Origin of the sequence: Mycoplana azooxidifex (assembly GCF_014196765.1) — a bacterium.
Taxonomy (GTDB): Bacteria; Pseudomonadota; Alphaproteobacteria; order Rhizobiales; family Rhizobiaceae; genus Mycoplana; species Mycoplana azooxidifex.
Genome location: NZ_JACIEE010000001.1, coordinates 43597 through 61711 on the forward strand (window position 1 = coordinate 43597; position 18115 = coordinate 61711).

General features: G+C 63.1%; 18 protein-coding genes and 2 tRNA genes. 11 read left to right on the forward strand and 9 right to left on the reverse strand.

Going from position 1 to position 18115, the window contains the following annotated elements; genetic code table 11:
- Positions 1-14: 14 nt before the first annotated feature.
- The 4 genes from GGQ64_RS00220 to GGQ64_RS00235 all read left to right on the forward strand — a co-directional run bounded on the left by GGQ64_RS00220 (position 15) and on the right by GGQ64_RS00235 (position 4287).
- Complete coding sequence (locus GGQ64_RS00220; RefSeq protein WP_183797680.1) at positions 15-1040, forward strand: amino acid ABC transporter substrate-binding protein; 1026 nt, start codon at positions 15-17, stop codon at positions 1038-1040.
- A 96-nt stretch (positions 1041-1136) separates the two neighbouring features.
- The gene (locus GGQ64_RS00225; RefSeq protein WP_183797682.1) at positions 1137-2333 is read left to right on the forward strand and encodes an amino acid ABC transporter permease; all 1197 of its coding nucleotides are present in this window, start codon (positions 1137-1139) and stop codon (positions 2331-2333) included.
- Between the two features lie 3 nt (positions 2334-2336).
- The gene (locus GGQ64_RS00230; protein WP_183797683.1) at positions 2337-3497 is read left to right on the forward strand and encodes an amino acid ABC transporter permease; all 1161 of its coding nucleotides are present in this window, start codon (positions 2337-2339) and stop codon (positions 3495-3497) included.
- 13 nt (positions 3498-3510) lie between these two features.
- Positions 3511-4287 carry an amino acid ABC transporter ATP-binding protein gene (locus GGQ64_RS00235; protein WP_183797685.1) on the forward strand — a complete coding sequence of 259 codons (777 nt, stop codon included), beginning with the start codon at positions 3511-3513 and terminating at the stop codon, positions 4285-4287.
- A 209-nt stretch (positions 4288-4496) separates the two neighbouring features.
- Here the strand turns inward: GGQ64_RS00235 and GGQ64_RS00240 are convergent, their stop codons facing one another.
- From GGQ64_RS00240 to GGQ64_RS00250, 3 genes are all read right to left on the reverse strand, one after another.
- On the reverse strand, positions 4497-6068 hold the full coding sequence (locus GGQ64_RS00240; RefSeq protein ID WP_183797687.1) for a GMC family oxidoreductase: 1572 nt from the start codon (positions 6066-6068) through the stop codon (positions 4497-4499).
- Between the two features lie 100 nt (positions 6069-6168).
- The gene (locus tag GGQ64_RS00245; protein WP_183797689.1) at positions 6169-6711 is read right to left on the reverse strand and encodes a gluconate 2-dehydrogenase subunit 3 family protein; all 543 of its coding nucleotides are present in this window, start codon (positions 6709-6711) and stop codon (positions 6169-6171) included.
- Between the two features lie 55 nt (positions 6712-6766).
- Positions 6767-7162 carry a VOC family protein gene (locus GGQ64_RS00250; RefSeq protein ID WP_183797691.1) on the reverse strand — a complete coding sequence of 132 codons (396 nt, stop codon included), beginning with the start codon at positions 7160-7162 and terminating at the stop codon, positions 6767-6769.
- A gap of 214 nt (positions 7163-7376) precedes the next feature.
- On the opposite strand from GGQ64_RS00250, the gene GGQ64_RS00255 reads away from it, so the two are divergent.
- Complete coding sequence (locus GGQ64_RS00255) at positions 7377-7685, forward strand: ribbon-helix-helix domain-containing protein (protein ID WP_183797693.1); 309 nt, start codon at positions 7377-7379, stop codon at positions 7683-7685.
- A 301-nt stretch (positions 7686-7986) separates the two neighbouring features.
- Here the strand turns inward: GGQ64_RS00255 and GGQ64_RS00260 are convergent, their stop codons facing one another.
- The 3 genes from GGQ64_RS00260 to GGQ64_RS00270 form a co-directional block, all read right to left on the reverse strand.
- Entirely contained in the window at positions 7987-8523 is a 537-nt protein-coding gene (locus tag GGQ64_RS00260; protein ID WP_183797695.1) for a hypothetical protein, read from the reverse strand.
- 234 nt (positions 8524-8757) lie between these two features.
- Positions 8758-8834 (reverse strand) — tRNA-Pro (locus GGQ64_RS00265).
- A gap of 111 nt (positions 8835-8945) precedes the next feature.
- Entirely contained in the window at positions 8946-9245 is a 300-nt protein-coding gene (locus GGQ64_RS00270) for a hypothetical protein (RefSeq protein WP_183797697.1), read from the reverse strand.
- A 359-nt stretch (positions 9246-9604) separates the two neighbouring features.
- On the opposite strand from GGQ64_RS00270, the gene GGQ64_RS00275 reads away from it, so the two are divergent.
- Together GGQ64_RS00275 and GGQ64_RS00280 are read left to right on the forward strand one after the other, a co-directional pair.
- A complete protein-coding gene (locus GGQ64_RS00275; protein WP_183797699.1) occupies positions 9605-9910 on the forward strand; it encodes an ETC complex I subunit in 306 nt (101 codons plus the stop codon).
- A 21-nt stretch (positions 9911-9931) separates the two neighbouring features.
- Positions 9932-10008: transfer RNA gene (locus GGQ64_RS00280), tRNA-Arg, on the forward strand.
- A 100-nt stretch (positions 10009-10108) separates the two neighbouring features.
- Here the strand turns inward: GGQ64_RS00280 and GGQ64_RS00285 are convergent.
- Entirely contained in the window at positions 10109-10270 is a 162-nt protein-coding gene (locus GGQ64_RS00285) for a hypothetical protein (RefSeq protein ID WP_183797701.1), read from the reverse strand.
- Positions 10271-10643: 373 nt separating this feature from the next.
- Between GGQ64_RS00285 and GGQ64_RS00290 the strand changes: the two genes are divergently transcribed.
- Entirely contained in the window at positions 10644-11708 is a 1065-nt protein-coding gene (locus GGQ64_RS00290) for a CAP domain-containing protein (protein WP_183797703.1), read from the forward strand.
- A gap of 188 nt (positions 11709-11896) precedes the next feature.
- On the opposite strand, the gene GGQ64_RS00295 is transcribed toward GGQ64_RS00290, so the two are convergent.
- Positions 11897-12424: a single-stranded DNA-binding protein gene (locus GGQ64_RS00295; protein WP_183797705.1), complete on the reverse strand. Its 528-nt coding sequence runs from the start codon at positions 12422-12424 to the stop codon at positions 11897-11899.
- Between the two features lie 288 nt (positions 12425-12712).
- On the opposite strand from GGQ64_RS00295, the gene uvrA reads away from it, so the two are divergent.
- From uvrA to GGQ64_RS00310, 3 genes are read left to right on the forward strand one after another with little or no spacing between them, the layout of a single operon-like run.
- Positions 12713-15631, forward strand: a complete 2919-nt coding sequence (gene uvrA / locus GGQ64_RS00300; RefSeq protein WP_183797707.1) for an excinuclease ABC subunit UvrA — start codon at positions 12713-12715, stop codon at positions 15629-15631.
- A 5-nt stretch (positions 15632-15636) separates the two neighbouring features.
- The gene (locus tag GGQ64_RS00305) at positions 15637-16263 is read left to right on the forward strand and encodes a glutathione S-transferase N-terminal domain-containing protein (RefSeq protein WP_183797709.1); all 627 of its coding nucleotides are present in this window, start codon (positions 15637-15639) and stop codon (positions 16261-16263) included.
- Between the two features lie 47 nt (positions 16264-16310).
- Positions 16311-17123 carry a DUF72 domain-containing protein gene (locus GGQ64_RS00310; protein WP_183797711.1) on the forward strand — a complete coding sequence of 271 codons (813 nt, stop codon included), beginning with the start codon at positions 16311-16313 and terminating at the stop codon, positions 17121-17123.
- A gap of 63 nt (positions 17124-17186) precedes the next feature.
- On the opposite strand, the gene GGQ64_RS00315 is transcribed toward GGQ64_RS00310, so the two are convergent.
- Positions 17187-18080 carry an EamA family transporter gene (locus tag GGQ64_RS00315; RefSeq protein ID WP_183797713.1) on the reverse strand — a complete coding sequence of 298 codons (894 nt, stop codon included), beginning with the start codon at positions 18078-18080 and terminating at the stop codon, positions 17187-17189.
- Positions 18081-18115: the final 35 nt, after the last annotated feature.

Below are 18115 nucleotides of genomic sequence, written 5' to 3' on the forward strand. Positions count from 1 at the left end.
AAGGGTATTTGGACATGGCAAAGAAGATCGTTACGGCACTCCTCGGCGCTGCCGTTTTGGGGATGGGCGCCCAGGCGGCCCAGGCGGACACGCTGTCCGACGTAAAGGCGAAGGGTTTCGTACAGTGCGGCGTCAACAGCAGCCTTGCCGGGTTCGCCGCCCCCGACGCCCAGGGCAACTATGCCGGTTTCGACGTTGACTATTGCAAGGCGATTGCCGCTGCGATCTTCGGCGACGCGACCAAGGTCAAGTACACGCCGACCACTGCCAAGGAACGCTTCCCCGCGCTGCAGTCGGGCGAAGTCGACGTCCTGGCCCGCAATACCACCTGGACGATCAACCGCGACACCGCGCTCGGCTTCAACTTCCGCCCGGTCAACTACTATGACGGCCAGGGCTTCATGGTCCGCAAGAGCCTGAACGTGAAGTCCGCGCTCGAACTCTCCGGTGCGGCCGTCTGCGTACAGACGGGCACCACAACCGAGCTGAACCTCGCCGACTACTTCAAGGCCAACAACCTGCAGTACAACCCGGTCGTCTTCGAGAAGATCGAGGAAGTCAACGCCGCCTACGACGCCGGCCGCTGCGACGTCTACACCACCGACCAGTCGGGCCTCTATGCCATCCGCCTGACGCTGGCGGCTCCGGACGATCACATGGTCCTGCCGGAAATCATCTCCAAGGAGCCGCTCGCTCCGGCCGTCCGCCAGGGTGACGACAAGTGGTTCGACATCGTCAGCTGGGTTCACTACGCGCTGATCAACGCCGAGGAATTCGGCGTTACCCAGGCCAACGTCGAAGAGATGAAGAGCTCACCGAACCCGGACATCAAGCGCTTCCTCGGCGCCGAAGCCGACAGCACCATCGGCGCCGACCTCGGCCTCGACAACAACTGGGCGGTCAACGTCATCAAGGCCGTCGGCAACTATGGCGAAGTCTTCGACCGCAACATCGGTGCGGGCAGCCCGCTCAAGATCGAGCGCGGCCTGAACGCCCTGTGGAGCAAGGGCGGCATCCAGTACGCCCCGCCGATCCGCTAAGCGGCGGGCGACACGAATGCGAAGGGCGGGACAGATCCCCGCCCTTCATCCTCTAGAACAAGAAGCGCTCGAACAAGGGCGATCAAGGGGACGACAATGGCAGCACCCGCATCGGTGGCATCAGGCAGGACGGAACGACCGCCAAGTTCCCTCCTCAACGATCCGAAAATCCGCGGCATCATCTATCAGGTCGTGACGGCACTCGTCTTCATCGCCCTGATCTACTTCATCTGGACCAACACGCTGGAAAACCTCCGGCGCGCCAATATCGCCTCCGGCTTCGGCTTCCTGTCCGGCCGCGCAGGATTCGACCTCGGGCAGTCGCTCATCGCCTTTTCCAGCGATTCGACCTATGCCCGCGCGCTCTATGTCGGCTTCCTCAACACACTGCTCGTGGCCTTCACCGGCATCATCACGGCCACGATCCTCGGATTCATCGTCGGCATCGGGCGGCTTTCGAAGAATTGGCTGATCGCCAAGCTCTCCACCGTCTATGTCGAGATCTTCCGCAACATACCGCCCCTGCTCGTGATCTTCTTCTGGTACAGCGGCGTTCTCGCCGTCCTGCCGGGCGTGCGCGAATCCATCGCCCTGCCCTTCGGAAGCTACCTGAACAACCGCGGCTTTGCCTTTCCGAAGCCCGTCTTCGCCGAAGGCTTCTGGCTCGTGCTCGTAGCACTTCTGGCCGCGATCGTGCTTTCGCTGGTGCTGCGGCGCTATTCCCTGAACAAGCGCATGGCGACCGGCCGCGGCGTGCCGATCCTGTGGCCGTCCGTGGCGATGATCGTCGCCTTCCCGCTGATCGCCTATTTCATCATGGGCGCGCCGCTGTCGTTCGACTATCCCGTCGCCGGCACATTCAACCTGACGGGCGGTTCGGTCGTCGGGCCCGAATTCATGTCGCTCTATCTGGCGCTGTCGTTCTACACCGCCTCCTTCATCGCCGAGATCGTCCGCGGTGGCATCCGCGCCGTGCCGCGAGGCCAGTCGGAAGCTGCCGAAGCGCTGGGGCTCAGGTCGGGATACACGACCCGGTTCGTCGTCGTGCCGCAGGCCATGCGCATCATCATCCCGCCGCTGACGAGCCAGTACCTCAACCTGACGAAGAACTCGACGCTGGCGATCGCGATCGGCTACGCCGACCTCGTCTCGGTCGGCGGCACGATCCTGAACCAGAGCGGGCACCCGATCGAGATCGTCGCGATCTGGATGGTGGTCTACCTCAGCATCAGCCTGCTGACGTCGCTCTTCATGAACTGGTTCAATTCGAGAATGGCATTGGTGGAGCGATAGGACATGGCAAGCACACAATCGTCTTACGTCCGTGCCCAGATGATCGCCGCAGAACCGCCGCCGCCCGGCGTCACCGGCGCGGCGCATTGGCTGAAGACCAATCTGTTCGCGACACCCAAGGATACCATCCTGACCGTGATCGCGCTGCTGCTTCTGGCCTGGTACGTCCCCCAGGTGCTGAACTGGCTGTTCTTCAATGCCCAGTGGATGGGCACCGATCGCAGCTTCTGCGCCACCGTCGTCCAGAGCGGCGGCAGCCAGCCGGAAGGCTGGAGCGGCGCTTGCTGGGCGTTCATCGGCTCACGCTTCGACCAGTTCATCTTCGGGCGCTACCCGATCGACGAACGCTGGCGCCCGACGCTCGTCGGCATCCTGTTCGTGGCGCTGCTGGTGCCGCTCATGATCCCGAAGGTGCCCTACAAGGGCTGGAACGCGATCCTGCTGTTTGTGGTGCTGCCGGTGGTCTCGTTCTTCCTTCTCGTCGGCGGCGTCTTCGGCCTCCGCCACGTCGAGACCTCGCTGTGGGGCGGGTTGATGGTGACGCTGATCCTGTCCTTCGTCGGCATGGCGGTGTCGTTTCCGCTCGGCATCCTGCTGGCGCTCGGACGGCGCTCGCCCATGCCGGTGATCAAGACGCTCTGCGTCACCTTCATCGAGATCGTCCGCGGCGTGCCGCTGATCACGGTGCTGTTCATGGCCAGCGTCATGCTGCCGCTGTTCATGCCGCAAGGGGTCACCGTCGACAGGTTCCTGCGCGCGCTGATCGGCTTTTCGATCTTCGCCTCGGCCTATATGGCCGAGGTGATCCGCGGCGGCCTTCAGGCGATCCCCAAGGGACAGTACGAGGGTGCCGATTCGCTCGGCTTCAGCTACTGGCAGAAGACGGGGCTCATCGTGCTGCCGCAGGCGATCAAGATCGTCATCCCGGGCATCGTCAACACCTTCATCGGCATGTTCAAGGACACGTCGCTCGTGTCGATCATCGGCATGTTCGACCTGCTCGGCATCATCCGCCAGAACTTCGCCGACGTTTCCTGGGCCTCTCCCGTGACGCCGCTCACGGGCCTGATCTTCGCAGGATTCGTGTTCTGGATCTTCTGCTTCGGCATGTCGCGATATTCAATGTTCGTGGAGCGCAGGCTCGACACGGGCCACAAGAGATAAGGACAAAAAAACCATGGCAAACCAGGCCCAGGCAAAGAAGATGACGGTATCGGCGACGGACGTCGCCATCGAGATCGTCAACATGAACAAGTGGTACGGCGACTTCCACGTCCTGCGCGACATCAACCTGAAGGTGATGCGCGGCGAGCGCATCGTCATCGCCGGCCCCTCCGGCTCGGGCAAGTCCACGATGATCCGCTGCATCAACCGGCTGGAGGAGCACCAGAAGGGACAGATCTTCGTCGACGGCATCGAGCTTACCAACGACCTGAAGAAGATCGACGAAGTGCGCCGCGAGGTCGGCATGGTGTTCCAGCACTTCAACCTCTTCCCGCACCTGACGATCCTGGAGAACTGCACGCTGGCGCCGATCTGGGTGCGCAAGATGCCGAAGAAGGAAGCCGAGCAGGTCGCCATGCACTACCTGGAGCGGGTCAAGATCCCCGAGCAGGCGCTCAAGTACCCGGGCCAGCTCTCCGGCGGCCAGCAGCAGCGCGTGGCGATCGCCCGCTCGCTGTGCATGAAGCCGAAGATCATGCTGTTCGACGAGCCGACCTCTGCACTCGACCCGGAAATGGTCAAGGAAGTGCTGGACACCATGGTTTCGCTCGCCGAGGAGGGCATGACCATGATCTGCGTCACCCACGAGATGGGCTTCGCCCGCCAGGTCGCCAACCGCGTGATCTTCATGGACCAGGGCCAGATCGTCGAGCAGAACGACCCGCAGAACTTCTTCGACAACCCGCAGCACGAGCGCACGAAGCTGTTCCTCAGCCAGATCCTTCACTGAGGGGCTCAACGACAACGCAAGACGCCGACGGGCGGGCCGGAAGGCCCGTCCGTTTTGCATTCCGGCGCCGCAGGCATCCCGGCGGGCGCGGCCCGCGCCACGGTCCCGATCAAAAAAATGGCCGGCAGTGCCGGCCGGAGGTGGCGCGGATCGCTTCCGCGCGCGATCGCCGGCCGGCCTCAGGCGGCCGTGGGAGGTTGGCGTGGCCGTCAGATGGAGCCCGCGTTCATCTGGTCGGCGATATAGTCTGCCTGGCGGATCGCCAGGCTCACGATCGTGAGCGTCGGGTTTTCCGCAGCCCCCGTGGTGAACTGGCTGCCGTCGGAGACAAACAGGTTCTTGATGTCGTGGGTCTGGCCCCACTTGTTGACGACGCCGTCCTGCGCCTTTTCGCTCATGCGGTTCGTGCCGAGATTGTGGGTCGAGGGATAGGGCGGCGTCGGGAAGGCCCTGGTCGCGCCGACCGCCTCGTAGAGCGCCTGTCCCTGCTTGTAGGCGTGGTTGCGCATGGCGACGTCGTTTGGATGGTCGGTGAACCAGACGTCGGGGATCGGCATACCGTACTGGTCCTTCAGCGTCGCATGCAGCTTCACCGCGTTCTGTTCCTGCGGCATGTCCTCGCCGACGATCCAAAGGCCCGCCGTGTTGGCATAGCCGTCCATGGCAGAGGCGAAGGAGCGGCCCCAGCCGCCGGGATCCAGGAATGCTGCCATGAAGGGCACGCCGAGCGCCAGCGTCTCCATCTCGTAGCCGCCGACGAAGCCGCGCGAAGGATCGTGCCCGGCCTCGTCCTGGATGATGCCGGCCATCGTCGTGCCGCGGTAGAAGTGGACCGGCTTCTCGAACACCGCGTAGACCGAGCCGGTGGTATGGCGCATGTAGTTCTTGCCGACCTGGCCGGAGGAATTGGCGAGCCCGTCCGGGAACTTGGCCGAGGCCGAATTGAGCAGGAGCCGTGGGCTCTCGATCGAATTGCCCGCGACGCAGATGATCCGCGCCTTCTGGCTCTGCAGCTTGCCGTCCTTGTCGGCATAGACGACGTTCGTCACCTTGCCGCTCGCATCGTGCTCGATTTTGACCACGTGTGAATTGGGCCGGACCTCCAGCCTGCCGGTCGCCTCGCCCTTCGGGATCTCGGTGTAGAGCGTCGACCACTTGGCGCCCCACTTGCACCCCTGGAAGCAGAAGCCCGTCTGCTGACAGCTCATCCGGTCGTCGCGGTCGGCGGAATTGATGGCCATCCGGCCGGTGTGACACTCCTTGTAGCCCAGCTTGTCGGCGCCGGCCTTGAAGACCTTGAAGTTGTTGTTGCCCGGCAGGCCCTCGATGCCGTGGGTGCGGGTGACGCCCATCTTGTCCTCTGCCTTGGAATAGTAGGGCTCGAGCTCGGCGAGCGTGATCGGCCAGTCCAGAAGGTTGGCGCCTTCCACCTTGCCGTAGTTCGAAAGCGCCTTGAACTCGTGCTCCTGAATGCGCAGCGAGGCGCCGGCCCAGTGGGTCGTCGTGCCGCCCACCGCCTTGACGATCCACGCCGGCAGGTTGGGGAAGTCCTTCGAAACGCGCCAGCCTCCGCCGGTCGTGCGGTGGTCGAGCCAGGCGAGCTGGGCGAAGCTGTCCCACTCGTCGTTGATGAAGTCCTCGTACTCGATGCGCGCACCGGCCTCGAGAATGACGACATCGATGCCCTTCTGCGCCAGTTCGTTGCCCAGCGTGCCGCCGCCGGCACCGGAGCCGATGATGACGACGACGCTGTCGTCGTTCAGATTGTATGGAGCTGCCATGTTCTTCCTCCCGGTCTATTCTGACCCCCGGTCTATTTTGGCGATCGACACGTTCCGTGTCCGCCGGGCGCCCTCCTCCGGCGCCGGCTGCCGCCCGGCTCTACAGCCATTCGATGTCGTCGAAGCCGCGCTTGAGGTAGCCCCCCTTCGAGAAGGATTCTCCCTCGTAGCCGAAGTGCGGCCACAGTTCCTTCTGGTTGTAGAAGGAGACAACGAGATCGCCGCGCACCGCCTGGAAGAACGGCGTCGACTCGACTTCGCGCAGGATCGCGACGCGGTCGTCCTCCCAGCCGAGGCCGCGGTAGCCGCCCTCGCCTGCCCGCGCGTCGAGGTCGGCAACGCCTACCTCGATCAGTTCCCTGTGCGCCGGGTCCTGGCCGGCCTTCGTGTCCTGGCCCTTCACGGCGATCGCATAGAAACGGTCGGGGACCTTATCGTGGGGGTAGATGTCGCGGGCGAGCTTGATCAGGGTCGCCATCGTGTCCGGCTTCAGCGCCGTCGTCTCCACGCCCCAGGCGCGGTCCGGGCTGATCACCGCATTGCCGGCAATGACGAGTACGGCACCCACCGTGCCGCGCTTGAGTAGCTCGCGCCGGGACAGGCCGGAATCCGGGCTGCGGCGACGCTCGAAGATCGTGGTCATGTTCGTTCCTCCCATTGCAGTCTGCCCGGCGGCCCTCCTCCGGCCACCAGGCTGTTTATTTGTAGCGGCCGTGGCGCTGCAGCACCTCGATCTTGTAGCCGTCGGGGTCGGTGATGAAGAAGAAGCGGGCGAGCAGGCTGCCGTCCCGGTTGAATTCGACGATCTTGCCGGGGGCAAACTTCAGTTCGCTCACTCGCGCGTGTTCAGCGTCCAGGTCATCGACGGAGACGGCGAAATGGCCGTAGCCGTCGCCCAGATGGTAGGGCTCGGCACGGCCCTTGTTGATCGTCAGCTCCAGCTCGAATTCGCTCTCGGCATTGCTCATGTAGACGAGCGTGAAGGTTTCGAAATCGAGCCTCTCGGCCACCTCCAGGCCGAATGCCCTGCGATAGAAGTCCACCGAACGGCCCTCGTCCAGGACCCGGATCATGGAATGTATCGATTTGGCCACGCTGCCCTTCCCGATGCTTGCAAGTTCGACTGATGGCAAGATTGCGCCGGGAACGGCAGATTCGGGTAGCAGCCGGTTACCGCACGTCAAATTTCTTTGATCTGGAGTGAAATACGAAGGATTTTGCGCAAGTCTGGCGTGGAATGGACGATTTGACCAAATCAGGCGCCCCACGCATAATCGCGCCCATAAGAACAAGACTGGAGGAAACACCATGTGTGAGGTCTTTGCGGGCCAGGACCCGCAGCGCTATCGCCCCGTCAACCGCTCCGTGCGCATCGGTGGCCATTCCACCAGCATCCAGATCGAGGCAGCCTTCTGGGACCTCATCGACGAGATCGCCGCCAGCCAGGGCCTGTCGACGTCCCGCTTCCTGTCCACGCTCTACGACGAGGCGCTGCTCATCAACGGCGCAGTCTCGAACTTCGCCTCGCTGCTGCGGACAAGCTGTCTGATCCACCTGATGGGCGGGGGCTCGAAGGACACCGCCGAGCGCACCTTCCGCATGGTCGCCGCCGAGTGAGGTGAGGTGGAGCAAGGCGAGCCTGACCGCTCGGGCGGGCCGGCGTCGGCAGGTTGATGAAACACCGAGGCGTGGGAAGTGGATACCGCTTCTCACTATAAGCGGTTGGACACGTGGAAGATTTCGACGATACCCGAAACAATGATAGAACATGCCTGCTGTTCGACAGAAAGGCCAACTGCCCTCTTCAGACGATGAAGAGCGTTATAGAACTTCTGGTAATGTACCCTCAGTTCAACTGGAGGCGGATTATCTCGTAGCACGGGTTCACCTATGAAACCCCAGACAGGATTTCAACTAGTCAAGCGTTAATTCCTTCTCGTTGAGCCTTCATTACGTCTTCATACAGCTTGTGTACTACGTTGAGGGGCGCCACATCCCTGGTGTCAAAGCAGTGAGCCCATTCGTCGCTCCAAGGAAAATGCGGGGAGGAACGGCGGTCCCCAAACCGTGTCTTTAGCTTCGCATCTTCCCCCGCACCCGTATAGTGCTGGAATAGTGCGTTGATAAAGACTTGATACGAATCAAAAACATTCGGCTCAAGTAGATATCTGTTCACGTATACATTGTGGTCAAGGTTGCGTTTGGTGATGATGATATCATTCGGCGTATGATGCTGCCAGTCGCCAACATAGGTGAAATAACAAAATAGGCGATTTAACAGCGGAGATATCTCGTCGTAAATCTGAATTCTCTTCTCCGATAATTTACGATTTCCCCATTGGTGCTGATCAATATCCTTTAGGCGCTTGCTTACCTTCCAGCCAATGTATCCCACGGCTAGTGGCGTAAGCGCCTGCACTGCAAGCTTAGCGATTTCAAGCGCTGTGTTCTCCATGCGATTCTCCCTCCCGCTTCGGGATCATCACACTATAGTCCAGCAAACCCACTTCAAGCTTATGCTATCGAGGAAAGGAGCAGCGCTTTCGGAAATACTAGCTGCCGTCACGATGGCAAAGATTCTTGACCTTACCACCAGCGCAAGGCTGGCGCTTTGCAACACCGTTTGTGACAGATGATTGGGAATAGCGCTTGCAAAATCAACATGATCTTTGATTTCAAGGCTAGACGGTGGTCGGAGTGGAGAGATTCGAACTCCCGACCCTCTGGTCCCAAACCAGATGCGCTACCAGGCTGCGCTACACTCCGCCGATCCGTGCTGGCGGAGATACACGCATCCCGCCGTGGCCGCAACTGCAAAAATGGGGTGTGAGCGCCCTCGCCCTGGGCGCGACCTTCTCGGGCATCGGGCATCACCCTTCAGTCGTCGAAGAAGTCTTCGATGACGATCCGGCTCGTCAGCAGCAGCGATCTGTCCGGCTGGATGACGTAGGTCTCCTGCACCGTCCGGCCAAACTGGTCGGTGAAGCGGTGGTGGAACCAGCTGCCGACCGGGGACTTGGTCAGCTTGGAGCGGGGCTGGCCGCCATAGGTGATGCTGCCGGGAATGGGATCCGGATAGTTCCCGCCGCCCGCGCTCGCCGTACAACCGGCAATGCAAAGCGCTACTGCGCAAATGAGAGGCGCAATGCCATTCGCCCTTTTGTCCGGACTCTTCATCTGATCCACTCCGTTCCACCTGCGCCCTGCCTAAACCACACCGCGCACGACGACATGCGCATGGTGTTCGTACCGGGACGTCCATACCGGTCCCGCAAGCTGGCAGAGGTCCATGCAGCCATCGCATCTCGTTGAGATGGAGAGTATTTCCCAGCCGGCAAGGGCGGCGCAGCCGAAACATCCATGCCGCATGCGACCGTTGAATTGCCCTGCGCCTGATGCTATGCACCGCGGCGGAAGCTGCGCGCCCAGCCGGGGACGAAACGGCGCGCGTGCATTTGCCGTTTTCCGATTCTGCGCTATGGATGTGCAGTCGCCGGTGCGGCAGAAGACAGAACCTATCGGAGCCCGAAGAACCCATGTCCGCGAAGATCTACCGTCCCGCCAAGACCGCCATGCAGTCCGGCCAGGCGAAAACGCATCGTTGGATCCTGGAATTCGATCAGGAGCGCGCCCGCACGATCGATCCGATCATGGGCTATACGAGCTCCGGTGACATGCGCCAGCAGGTCAGGCTGACTTTCGAGACGCGCGAACTCGCCGTCGCCTATGCCGAGCGCAACGGCATCGAGTACCGCGTCGTCGAGCCGCACGATCCGACCCGCAAGAAAGTTGCCTACCCGGACAATTTCCGTCTCAACCGCACGCAGCCCTGGACGCACTGACGGCAGCCCGCGGTCCGGTATGGCCCCTTAGCTCAGCTGGATAGAGCAACTGCCTTCTAAGCAGTAGGTCGCAGGTTCGAGTCCTGCAGGGGTCGCCATAAACGTTTGAAATAACTGAATAATTCTATCCACCTGACCTTTTTCCGACTTGTCCGAGCGCGAAAAGGTCGGACGAAAGCCGGACGGAAATCTGCGCCGTTAGCGCGCCAGCTTCCCCGGCACGAACCGGTGACCCTTCCGATTGCCGCACGGCACACGCTGCAGTCCTGCGTCCTCGCAGAGGAAGAAGAAGAACGCGCGGTCCATGTTGTACGGCTCGATGTGGTCGATCTGTGCTTCGTCCTTGCCCGTGACGAGCACCGCAGCGGGCTCAATGACATCGGTCGCCGTCGCGCACTGCGTCCCGCCACCATCTGGTCTTGAGCCATGTCTTCGAGGGCTGGTCCTGCCGACGGCAAGCGGCCCGTCCCCGCTGGTCTCCTGGCATCCAAAATGTCGCCACCATCAGCTTCCCCTCCGGGAAGGTCATAAGACGGGAAATGACAATAACTTCGCAGTATACGTGCAAATGATTCTTTCACGCGCGACACCGCGTGAAGACGGCGGAAAAGATACGTGTGCGAATCCCCAAGTTGGTCAACCTTGCTCCGCACCTTGGACACAGTTCGTTCCTATGGAGCGATTGGGCGGGGCACTCAAGTGACGAAGAATGACTTTCAGGGAGACGTGCAGAATGCCGAGACACAGCGCGAATGAGCAATATTTGTTGGAACTGATCAATGCGGATAGGGCAAAGGCGGGTGCACAGCCGCTGGCCTTCGACAACGATCTCAGCGAAGCCGCCGAGGGGCACAGCAAGTGGATGCTCGCTGCCGACGTTTTCTCGCATACAGGTTCGGGGGGATCCAGTTCGACGCAACGCATGAAAGCGGCGGGCTATGCCTTGCAGGGGTCCTGGGCCACGGGCGAGAATATCGCCTGGGCGACGACCCGTGCCCCAACCGGCTATCAGGATGAAGTCAAGCTTCTGCACACCAACCTGATGAACTCGTCGGGTCACCGCGCCAACCTTCTCAATCCGAATTTTCGCGAGGTGGGCCTCGGCGTCGAGGTCGGTGACTACCGCGGTCGCAGCAGCGCATTCGTGACGCAGGATTTCGCAAAGACCGGTTCTGCCGTCTTCCTGACGGGTGTGGCTTTCGACGATCGCGATGGTGATCGCTTCTACGATGTCGGTGAGGGTCTCGGCAGCATTGCGGTGACGGCCAAGAATTCGGCGGGCCAGCTTTTCAAGACCACGACGTCCGCCGCTGGCGGCTATGACCTCGCGCTAAAGCCCGGCACCTATACCGTCACGTTTTCGGGCACCAGCATTGCCACGTCGACCCAGAAGGCAACCATCGGCACGAAAAACGTGAAGAAGGACCTTATTGACCCGGTCATGAAGTCAGGAGCGCTGAGTGCGAATGCCGCAGCGGACGATCAGGCTCCGACCGGCGATGACGCAAACGCCCCGGCGACCAAGAATGGCAAACATTTCGCGCCTGATGCGGACCAGATGCACTTTCACGCCTCGAAGGAGGCTGCCGTCGGCAACGCCGACGACATCGCCCATCTGCTCGAGGGGATGGTTGCGAACCTCGGATATCGCGATGCAGTGGCCTCCAGGCTCACGCACCATTCGGCCGATATCCAACTGCCGACGGACGTCGCCGATGCCGCCCACGATGCGCTGGCTAAGATCATCGCCCAGATGGCGGCAGGCCCGGGCCACATGAATTCGGATCTCATGATCTGAGGTTTATCATCCGGCCGGACGTCGCGGGTTCCCGTCACGGTGGGACCCGCGATAGTCGCAGGCGACCCGGTCATGGCGCTTGTTCGGCAGACGATCGCGTCCAGCAGGATCGCGGTCGTATCCATCGAAATAGGCGGGGCTTCGCCCCGCCTTGTCTCAAGCCGCCATCTGTCTTCCGCTGACGGATCTCAGAACGGGATATCGTCGTCCATGTCGCGCGAGAACGAGCCCGAACCCGAGCCGCCGCGGCTGGAGGACGGCGAGGACGAGGACGACGGCTGGGAGCCGTAGTCGTCGTAGCTCGGCCCGCCGCCGCCGCTGCTGCCGAAATCGGAGCCGCCACGGCGGTCGCCACCGCCTTCGCCGCGCCCGTCGAGCATGGTCAGGGTCGAGTTGAAGCCCTGCAGCACGATCTCGGTCGAGTAGCGGTCGTTGCCGGTCTGGTCCTGCCACTTGCGCGTCTGCAGCGCGCCCTCGATGTAGAGCTTGGCACCCTTTTTCACATATTGTTCGACAACCTTGCACAGGCCCTCGTTGAAGACGACGACCGTGTGCCATTCGGTCTTCTCGCGGCGCTCGCCGGAATTGCGGTCCCGCCAGCTCTCCGACGTCGCGATGCGCAGGTTTGCGATCGGACGGCCGTCCTGGGTGCGGCGGATTTCGGGATCCGCGCCGACGTTCCCGATCAGGATTACCTTGTTGACGCTGCCTGCCATCCGCTTTCGTCCCTGTTGCCGCGCCGGATCGTTGCCGGCTGCCTGAAATTTCGATCCCGCTATCTTAACGGCCGCGACCTCCGTGCGCCGCCCCGTGCGCCGGATAATCCACAGATGAAATTCCGATTTATTTCGTTCTTTTTTTGTTCTAGTTAATCCCTAACATCTTGTCAACCGAATCGGAAAGAGGCAGGGTTTCGCCGCAACGCGCATGGAAAGGCACGCTCCCGTCCCTACATAGGCGCTAACGGAAAAACCTCTCAAGACCTGACGACTGGCGCTGGACACATGAGCGAACTGAAGACCATTTCCATCCGCGGCGCACGCGAGCACAATCTCAAGGGCATCGACCTCGACCTTCCGCGCAACAAGCTGATCGTCATGACCGGCCTGTCCGGCTCGGGCAAGTCGTCGCTCGCCTTCGACACCATCTATGCCGAGGGCCAGCGCCGCTATGTCGAGAGCCTTTCGGCCTATGCGCGCCAGTTCCTGGAGATGATGCAGAAGCCCGACGTCGACCAGATCGACGGGCTTTCGCCGGCGATCTCGATCGAGCAGAAGACGACCTCGAAGAACCCGCGCTCGACGGTCGGCACCGTCACCGAGATCTACGACTATATGCGCCTGCTGTTTGCCCGTGTTGGCGTCCCCTATTCGCCGGCGACTGGCCTGCCGATCGAGAGCCAGACGGTCAGCCAGATGGTGGACCGGGTGATCGACTTCGGCGAGGGCACGCGTCTCTATATCCTGGCGCCGATCGTGCGCGGCCGGAAGGGCGAATATAAGAAAGAACTCGCCGAACTGATGAAGAAGGGCTTCCAGCGCGTCAAGGTGGATGGCCAGTTCTACGAGATCGCCGAAGTGCCGGCGCTCGACAAGAAGTACAAGCACGACATCGACGTGGTCGTCGACCGCGTCGTCGTCCGGCCCGATCTCGCCGCCCGCCTCGCCGACAGCATCGAGACCTGCCTCAAGCTCGCCGACGGGCTGGCGATCGCCGAATTCGCCGACAAGCCGCTGCCGCCGGAGGAAACCTCGGCCGGCGGATCGGCCAACAAGTCGTTGAACGAGACGCACGAGCGGGTGATGTTCTCGGAGAAATTCGCCTGCCCCGTCTCCGGCTTCACCATTCCGGAGATCGAGCCGCGGCTCTTCTCGTTCAACAATCCCTTCGGCGCCTGCCCGACCTGCGACGGCCTCGGCAGCCAGCAGAAGATCGACCCCGACCTGATCGTGCCCGAGCCGCAGCGCACCCTGCGCGACGGCGCCATCGCGCCCTGGGCCAAGTCGTCCTCGCCCTATTACAACCAGACGCTCGAGGCGCTGGGCGCGGCCTACGGCTTCAAGCTCTCCAACCGCTGGTCGGACCTGCCCGAAGCGGGCCAGAAGGCGATCCTCTACGGGACCGACGAGAAGATCGAGTTCAACTACCAGGACGGCGCCCGCTCCTACAAGACCACCAAGACCTTCGAAGGCATCGTTCCGAATCTCGAGCGGCGCTGGAAGGAGACGGATTCGGCCTGGGCGCGCGAGGAGATCGAGCGCTACATGTCCGCCGCCCCCTGCCCGGCCTGCAACGGCTATCGCCTGAAGCCCGAGGCGCTGGCGGTAAAGATCCACGGCCTGCACATCGGCGAGGTCACGCAGATGTCGATCCGCGTCGCGCGCGACTGGTTCGACACCCTGCCCGCCCACATGAACGCCAAGCAGAACGAGATCGCGGTGCGGATCTTCAAGGAGATCCGCGAGCGCCTGCGCTTCCTCAACGACGTCGGCCTGGAATATCTGAGCCTGTCGCGCAATTCCGGCACGCTGTCCGGCGGCGAGAGCCAGCGCATCCGGCTCGCCTCGCAGATCGGCTCGGGCCTGACGGGCGTCCTCTACGTGCTGGACGAGCCGTCGATCGGCCTGCACCAGCGCGACAATGCCCGCCTGCTCGACACGCTGCGCCACCTGCGCGACATCGGCAACACCGTGATCGTCGTCGAGCACGACGAGGACGCGATCCTGACGGCGGACTACGTGGTCGACATCGGCCCGGCCGCGGGCATCCATGGCGGCGAGGTGATCGCGCAGGGCTCGCCCGAAGAGGTCATGGCGAACCCGAAGTCGCTCACGGGCAAGTATCTTTCCGGCGAACTCGCCGTCGCTGTCCCCGGCGAGCGCCGCAAGCCGAAAAAAAAGAAGGAGATCACGGTCGTCGGCGCCCGCGCCAACAACCTGAAGAATGTCACCGCCTCGATCCCGCTGGGCGTCTTCACCGCGGTCACCGGCGTCTCCGGCGGCGGCAAGTCGACCTTCCTGATCGAGACGCTGTACAAGTCCGCCGCGCGTCGCGTCATGGGCGCGCGCGAAATCCCGGCCGAGCACGACCGCATCGACGGCTTCGAGTTCATCGACAAGGTCATCGACATCGACCAGTCGCCGATCGGCCGCACGCCGCGCTCGAACCCGGCCACCTATACCGGCGCCTTCACGCCGATCCGCGACTGGTTCGCGGGCCTGCCGGAGGCCAAGGCGCGCGGCTACCAGCCGGGCCGCTTCTCCTTCAACGTCAAGGGCGGGCGCTGCGAGGCCTGCCAGGGCGACGGTGTCATCAAGATCGAGATGCACTTCCTGCCGGACGTTTACGTCACCTGCGACGTCTGCCACGGCAAGCGCTACAACCGCGAGACCCTCGACGTCACCTTCAAGGGCAAGTCGATCGCCGATGTCCTCGACATGACGGTGGAGGAAGGCGTGGAATTCTTCGCAGCCGTGCCGGCGGTGCGCGACAAGCTGAAGACGCTGAACGAGGTCGGCCTCGGCTACATCAAGGTCGGCCAGCAGGCCAACACGCTCTCTGGCGGCGAGGCGCAGCGCGTCAAGCTCGCCAAGGAGCTGTCCAAGCGATCCACCGGGCGCACGCTCTATATCCTCGACGAGCCGACGACCGGGCTGCACTTCCACGATGTCGCCAAGCTGCTGGAAGTGCTGCACGAACTGGTCAACCAGGGCAATTCCGTGGTGGTGATCGAGCACAATCTCGAGGTCATCAAGACCGCCGACTGGGTCATCGACTTCGGTCCCGAAGGCGGCGACGGCGGCGGCGAGGTGATCGCCAGCGGCACGCCGGAGGATGTGGTCAAGGTCGAGCGCTCCTATACCGGCAGGTTCCTGAACGAACTGCTGGAACGGCGCCCGATGAAGAAGGCGGCGGCGGAGTAGAACCGGTGATCCTGATCGGGCAATACGATTCGTCCTTCGTGCGCCGCGTGGCCATCGCCATGCGGATCTACGACCTGCCGTTCGAGCACCGGCCGTGGTCGGTCTTCGGCGACGGCGACAGGATCCAGGCGCTGAACCCGCTGATGCGCGTGCCGACGCTCGTGCTCGACGACGGCGAGGTCGTCGTCGACAGCAACTCGATCATCGACCATATCGACAGCCTGGTATCCCTGGAGCGGCGGCTGCTGCCGCAGTCCGGGCCGGAACGGCGGCATGCCTTGAGGATCGCTGCCCTCGCCACCGGCCTGGCCGACAAGGGCGTCAGCCTGTTCTACGAACTGCGGCTTCACGAGCAGCCTTCCGTCGCCTGGGCCGAGCGCTGCCGCAGCCAGATCAGGGCGACGCTGGACGCACTCGAGGCCGACAGGACTTCCAAGCCCGGTGCCTTCTGGTTCGGCGAGCGCATCGGTCACGCCGACATCGCCGTCGCCTGCGCGCTGCGACACGTGGGAGAGGCCCATCCCGGCCTGATCCGGCTTGACGACCATCCCTCGCTCGCCGCCCATTGCAGCCGCATGGAGGCATTGCGGGTTTTCAAGGAAATCGCCCAGCCCTTCGTCGCGCCAGCCTGAATAACCGATCCAAATCCGTTCCACCAAAGTTCCTCGGGAGACACGCCATGTCCAAGACCGGCACCATCCGCACTGGCATAGGCGGCTGGACCTTCGAGCCCTGGGAGGGGACGTTCTATCCGGAGAAGCTCGCCAAGAAGCGACAGCTGGAGTTTGCCAGCCGCGAACTGACGGCGATCGAGGTCAACGGCACCTATTACGGTTCGCAGAAGCCGGAGACCTTCGCCAAATGGGCGTCCGAAGTGCCGGAGAGCTTCGTCTTTTCCCTGAAGGCCAGCCGCTATACGACAAACCGCAAGGTGTTGGCCGAGGCGGGGGAATCGATCGAACGCTTCCTCACGCAAGGCCTGACCGAGCTCGGCCCGCATCTCGGGCCGATCCTGTGGCAATTCGCGCCCACGAAGAAGCTCGAGCCGGACGATTTCGAGGCTTTCCTCAAGCTGCTGCCGGAAAAGCAGGACGGCTTGCCGCTCCGCCATGCGCTGGAGGTCCGCAATCCCACTTTCATGGTCCCGGAATTCGTTGCACTTGCCCGGAAGCACAAGGCCGCCATCGTCTATGCCCATCACGACGAATATCCGGAGATCGCCGACGTGACCGCGGACTTTGTCTATGCCCGTCTGCAGCGCGGCTCCGACGAGATCGCCACGTGCTACCCCGCCACGGCGCTCGACGAATGGGCGGGGCGGTTGGGCGAATGGGCCGCCGGCGGACAGCCGGACGGCCTTCCTCTCGTCGATCCCGGCCACAAGCCGGCGCGCCAGCCGCGCGACGTGTTCGCCTTCTTCATCACCTCGGGCAAGGTCAATGCGCCGAACGGCGCCCGGGAGCTGCAGAAGCGCACGCAGCCTTCGGCCTGACCGGGTCCACGACGCGCCCGCGTCCGGCCTTGCGCGCCGGACGTGAACGAAAACGGCCCTGACCTACGGGGAAGCCGGCGCCGGGCGACGCACCCTGTCGAGCAGCCGCGGCCCGAGTGCGGTGAGTACCAGGCCGCAGACGACCAGCACAGCGCCGCCCAGGCGGGCCGGCCCGAAACTCTCGCCGAAGACCAGCGCCGACGAACTCATCCCGAACACCGGCACGAGCAGCGAGAACGGCGCCACCGACGACAGTCCGTGCTTGCGGATCATGTAGCCCCAGACCCCGAAGCCGAAGATCGTCGCGATGTAGGCGATGTAGGCAACGGCGCCGAGCCCCTGCCAGGAGAGCGCCGCAAGCGCATCGAGGTCACGGTCCAGCCCTTCCGTCGCAAGCGAAATGAGCACCAGCGGGATCGGCGGCACCAGGCTGACCCACACCATCAGCGCCAGCATGTCGACATTGCCGACCTTCTTCATCATCAAGTTGGACACCGCCCAGGCGAGCGCAGCACCGAGCGCCAGCGCCAGCCCGGCATAGGTGAAGCCGCCGTCGACCGTCGCCGCGATCACCGTCATCCCGGCGAGTGCCACCAGGATGCCTGCAACCTGCACCGGCCGCGGCCGGTCGCCGAAGACGATGGCGGCGAGGATCACGGTGAAGAAGGCCTGCGCCTGCAAGAGCAGCGAGGCCAGTCCCGCCGACAGCCCGACGTCCATCGCGATGAAGAGGAGGCTGAACTTCACCACGCCCAGCACCAGCCCGATGCCGAGGATCAGCCGCCATGGCACGGCCGGGCGCGGCAGGAAGAAGACGAGCGGCAGGGCGGCGAACAGGAACCGCAGCGCCGAAAACAGGATCGGCGGAAAGTTGGCGATGCCGATCTTGATGACGACGAAGTTGAACCCCCACAGCGCCGCCACCAGCACCAGCAGGGCGATATCGATCAGGCCCATGGACACGTCTTCTCTTTGCGCTTCGATCCGCGGAG

Bases quoted from the DNA above. Each gene is read 5' to 3' on its own strand.
- GGQ64_RS00220 (WP_183797680.1), top strand. From the start codon at position 15: ATGGCAAAGAAGATCGTTACGGCACTCCTCGGCGCTGCCGTTTTGGGG.
- GGQ64_RS00225 (WP_183797682.1), top strand. From the start codon at position 1,137: ATGGCAGCACCCGCATCGGTGGCATCAGGCAGGACGGAACGACCGCCA.
- GGQ64_RS00230 (WP_183797683.1), top strand. From the start codon at position 2,337: ATGGCAAGCACACAATCGTCTTACGTCCGTGCCCAGATGATCGCCGCA.
- GGQ64_RS00235 (WP_183797685.1), top strand. From the start codon at position 3,511: ATGGCAAACCAGGCCCAGGCAAAGAAGATGACGGTATCGGCGACGGAC.
- GGQ64_RS00240 (WP_183797687.1), bottom strand. From the start codon at position 6,068: ATGGCAGCTCCATACAATCTGAACGACGACAGCGTCGTCGTCATCATC.
- GGQ64_RS00245 (WP_183797689.1), bottom strand. From the start codon at position 6,711: ATGACCACGATCTTCGAGCGTCGCCGCAGCCCGGATTCCGGCCTGTCC.
- GGQ64_RS00255 (WP_183797693.1), top strand. From the start codon at position 7,377: ATGTGTGAGGTCTTTGCGGGCCAGGACCCGCAGCGCTATCGCCCCGTC.
- GGQ64_RS00260 (WP_183797695.1), bottom strand. From the start codon at position 8,523: ATGGAGAACACAGCGCTTGAAATCGCTAAGCTTGCAGTGCAGGCGCTT.
- GGQ64_RS00270 (WP_183797697.1), bottom strand. From the start codon at position 9,245: ATGAAGAGTCCGGACAAAAGGGCGAATGGCATTGCGCCTCTCATTTGC.
- GGQ64_RS00275 (WP_183797699.1), top strand. From the start codon at position 9,605: ATGTCCGCGAAGATCTACCGTCCCGCCAAGACCGCCATGCAGTCCGGC.
- GGQ64_RS00290 (WP_183797703.1), top strand. From the start codon at position 10,644: ATGCCGAGACACAGCGCGAATGAGCAATATTTGTTGGAACTGATCAAT.
- GGQ64_RS00295 (WP_183797705.1), bottom strand. From the start codon at position 12,424: ATGGCAGGCAGCGTCAACAAGGTAATCCTGATCGGGAACGTCGGCGCG.
- uvrA (WP_183797707.1), top strand. From the start codon at position 12,713: ATGAGCGAACTGAAGACCATTTCCATCCGCGGCGCACGCGAGCACAAT.
- GGQ64_RS00310 (WP_183797711.1), top strand. From the start codon at position 16,311: ATGTCCAAGACCGGCACCATCCGCACTGGCATAGGCGGCTGGACCTTC.
- GGQ64_RS00315 (WP_183797713.1), bottom strand. From the start codon at position 18,080: ATGGGCCTGATCGATATCGCCCTGCTGGTGCTGGTGGCGGCGCTGTGG.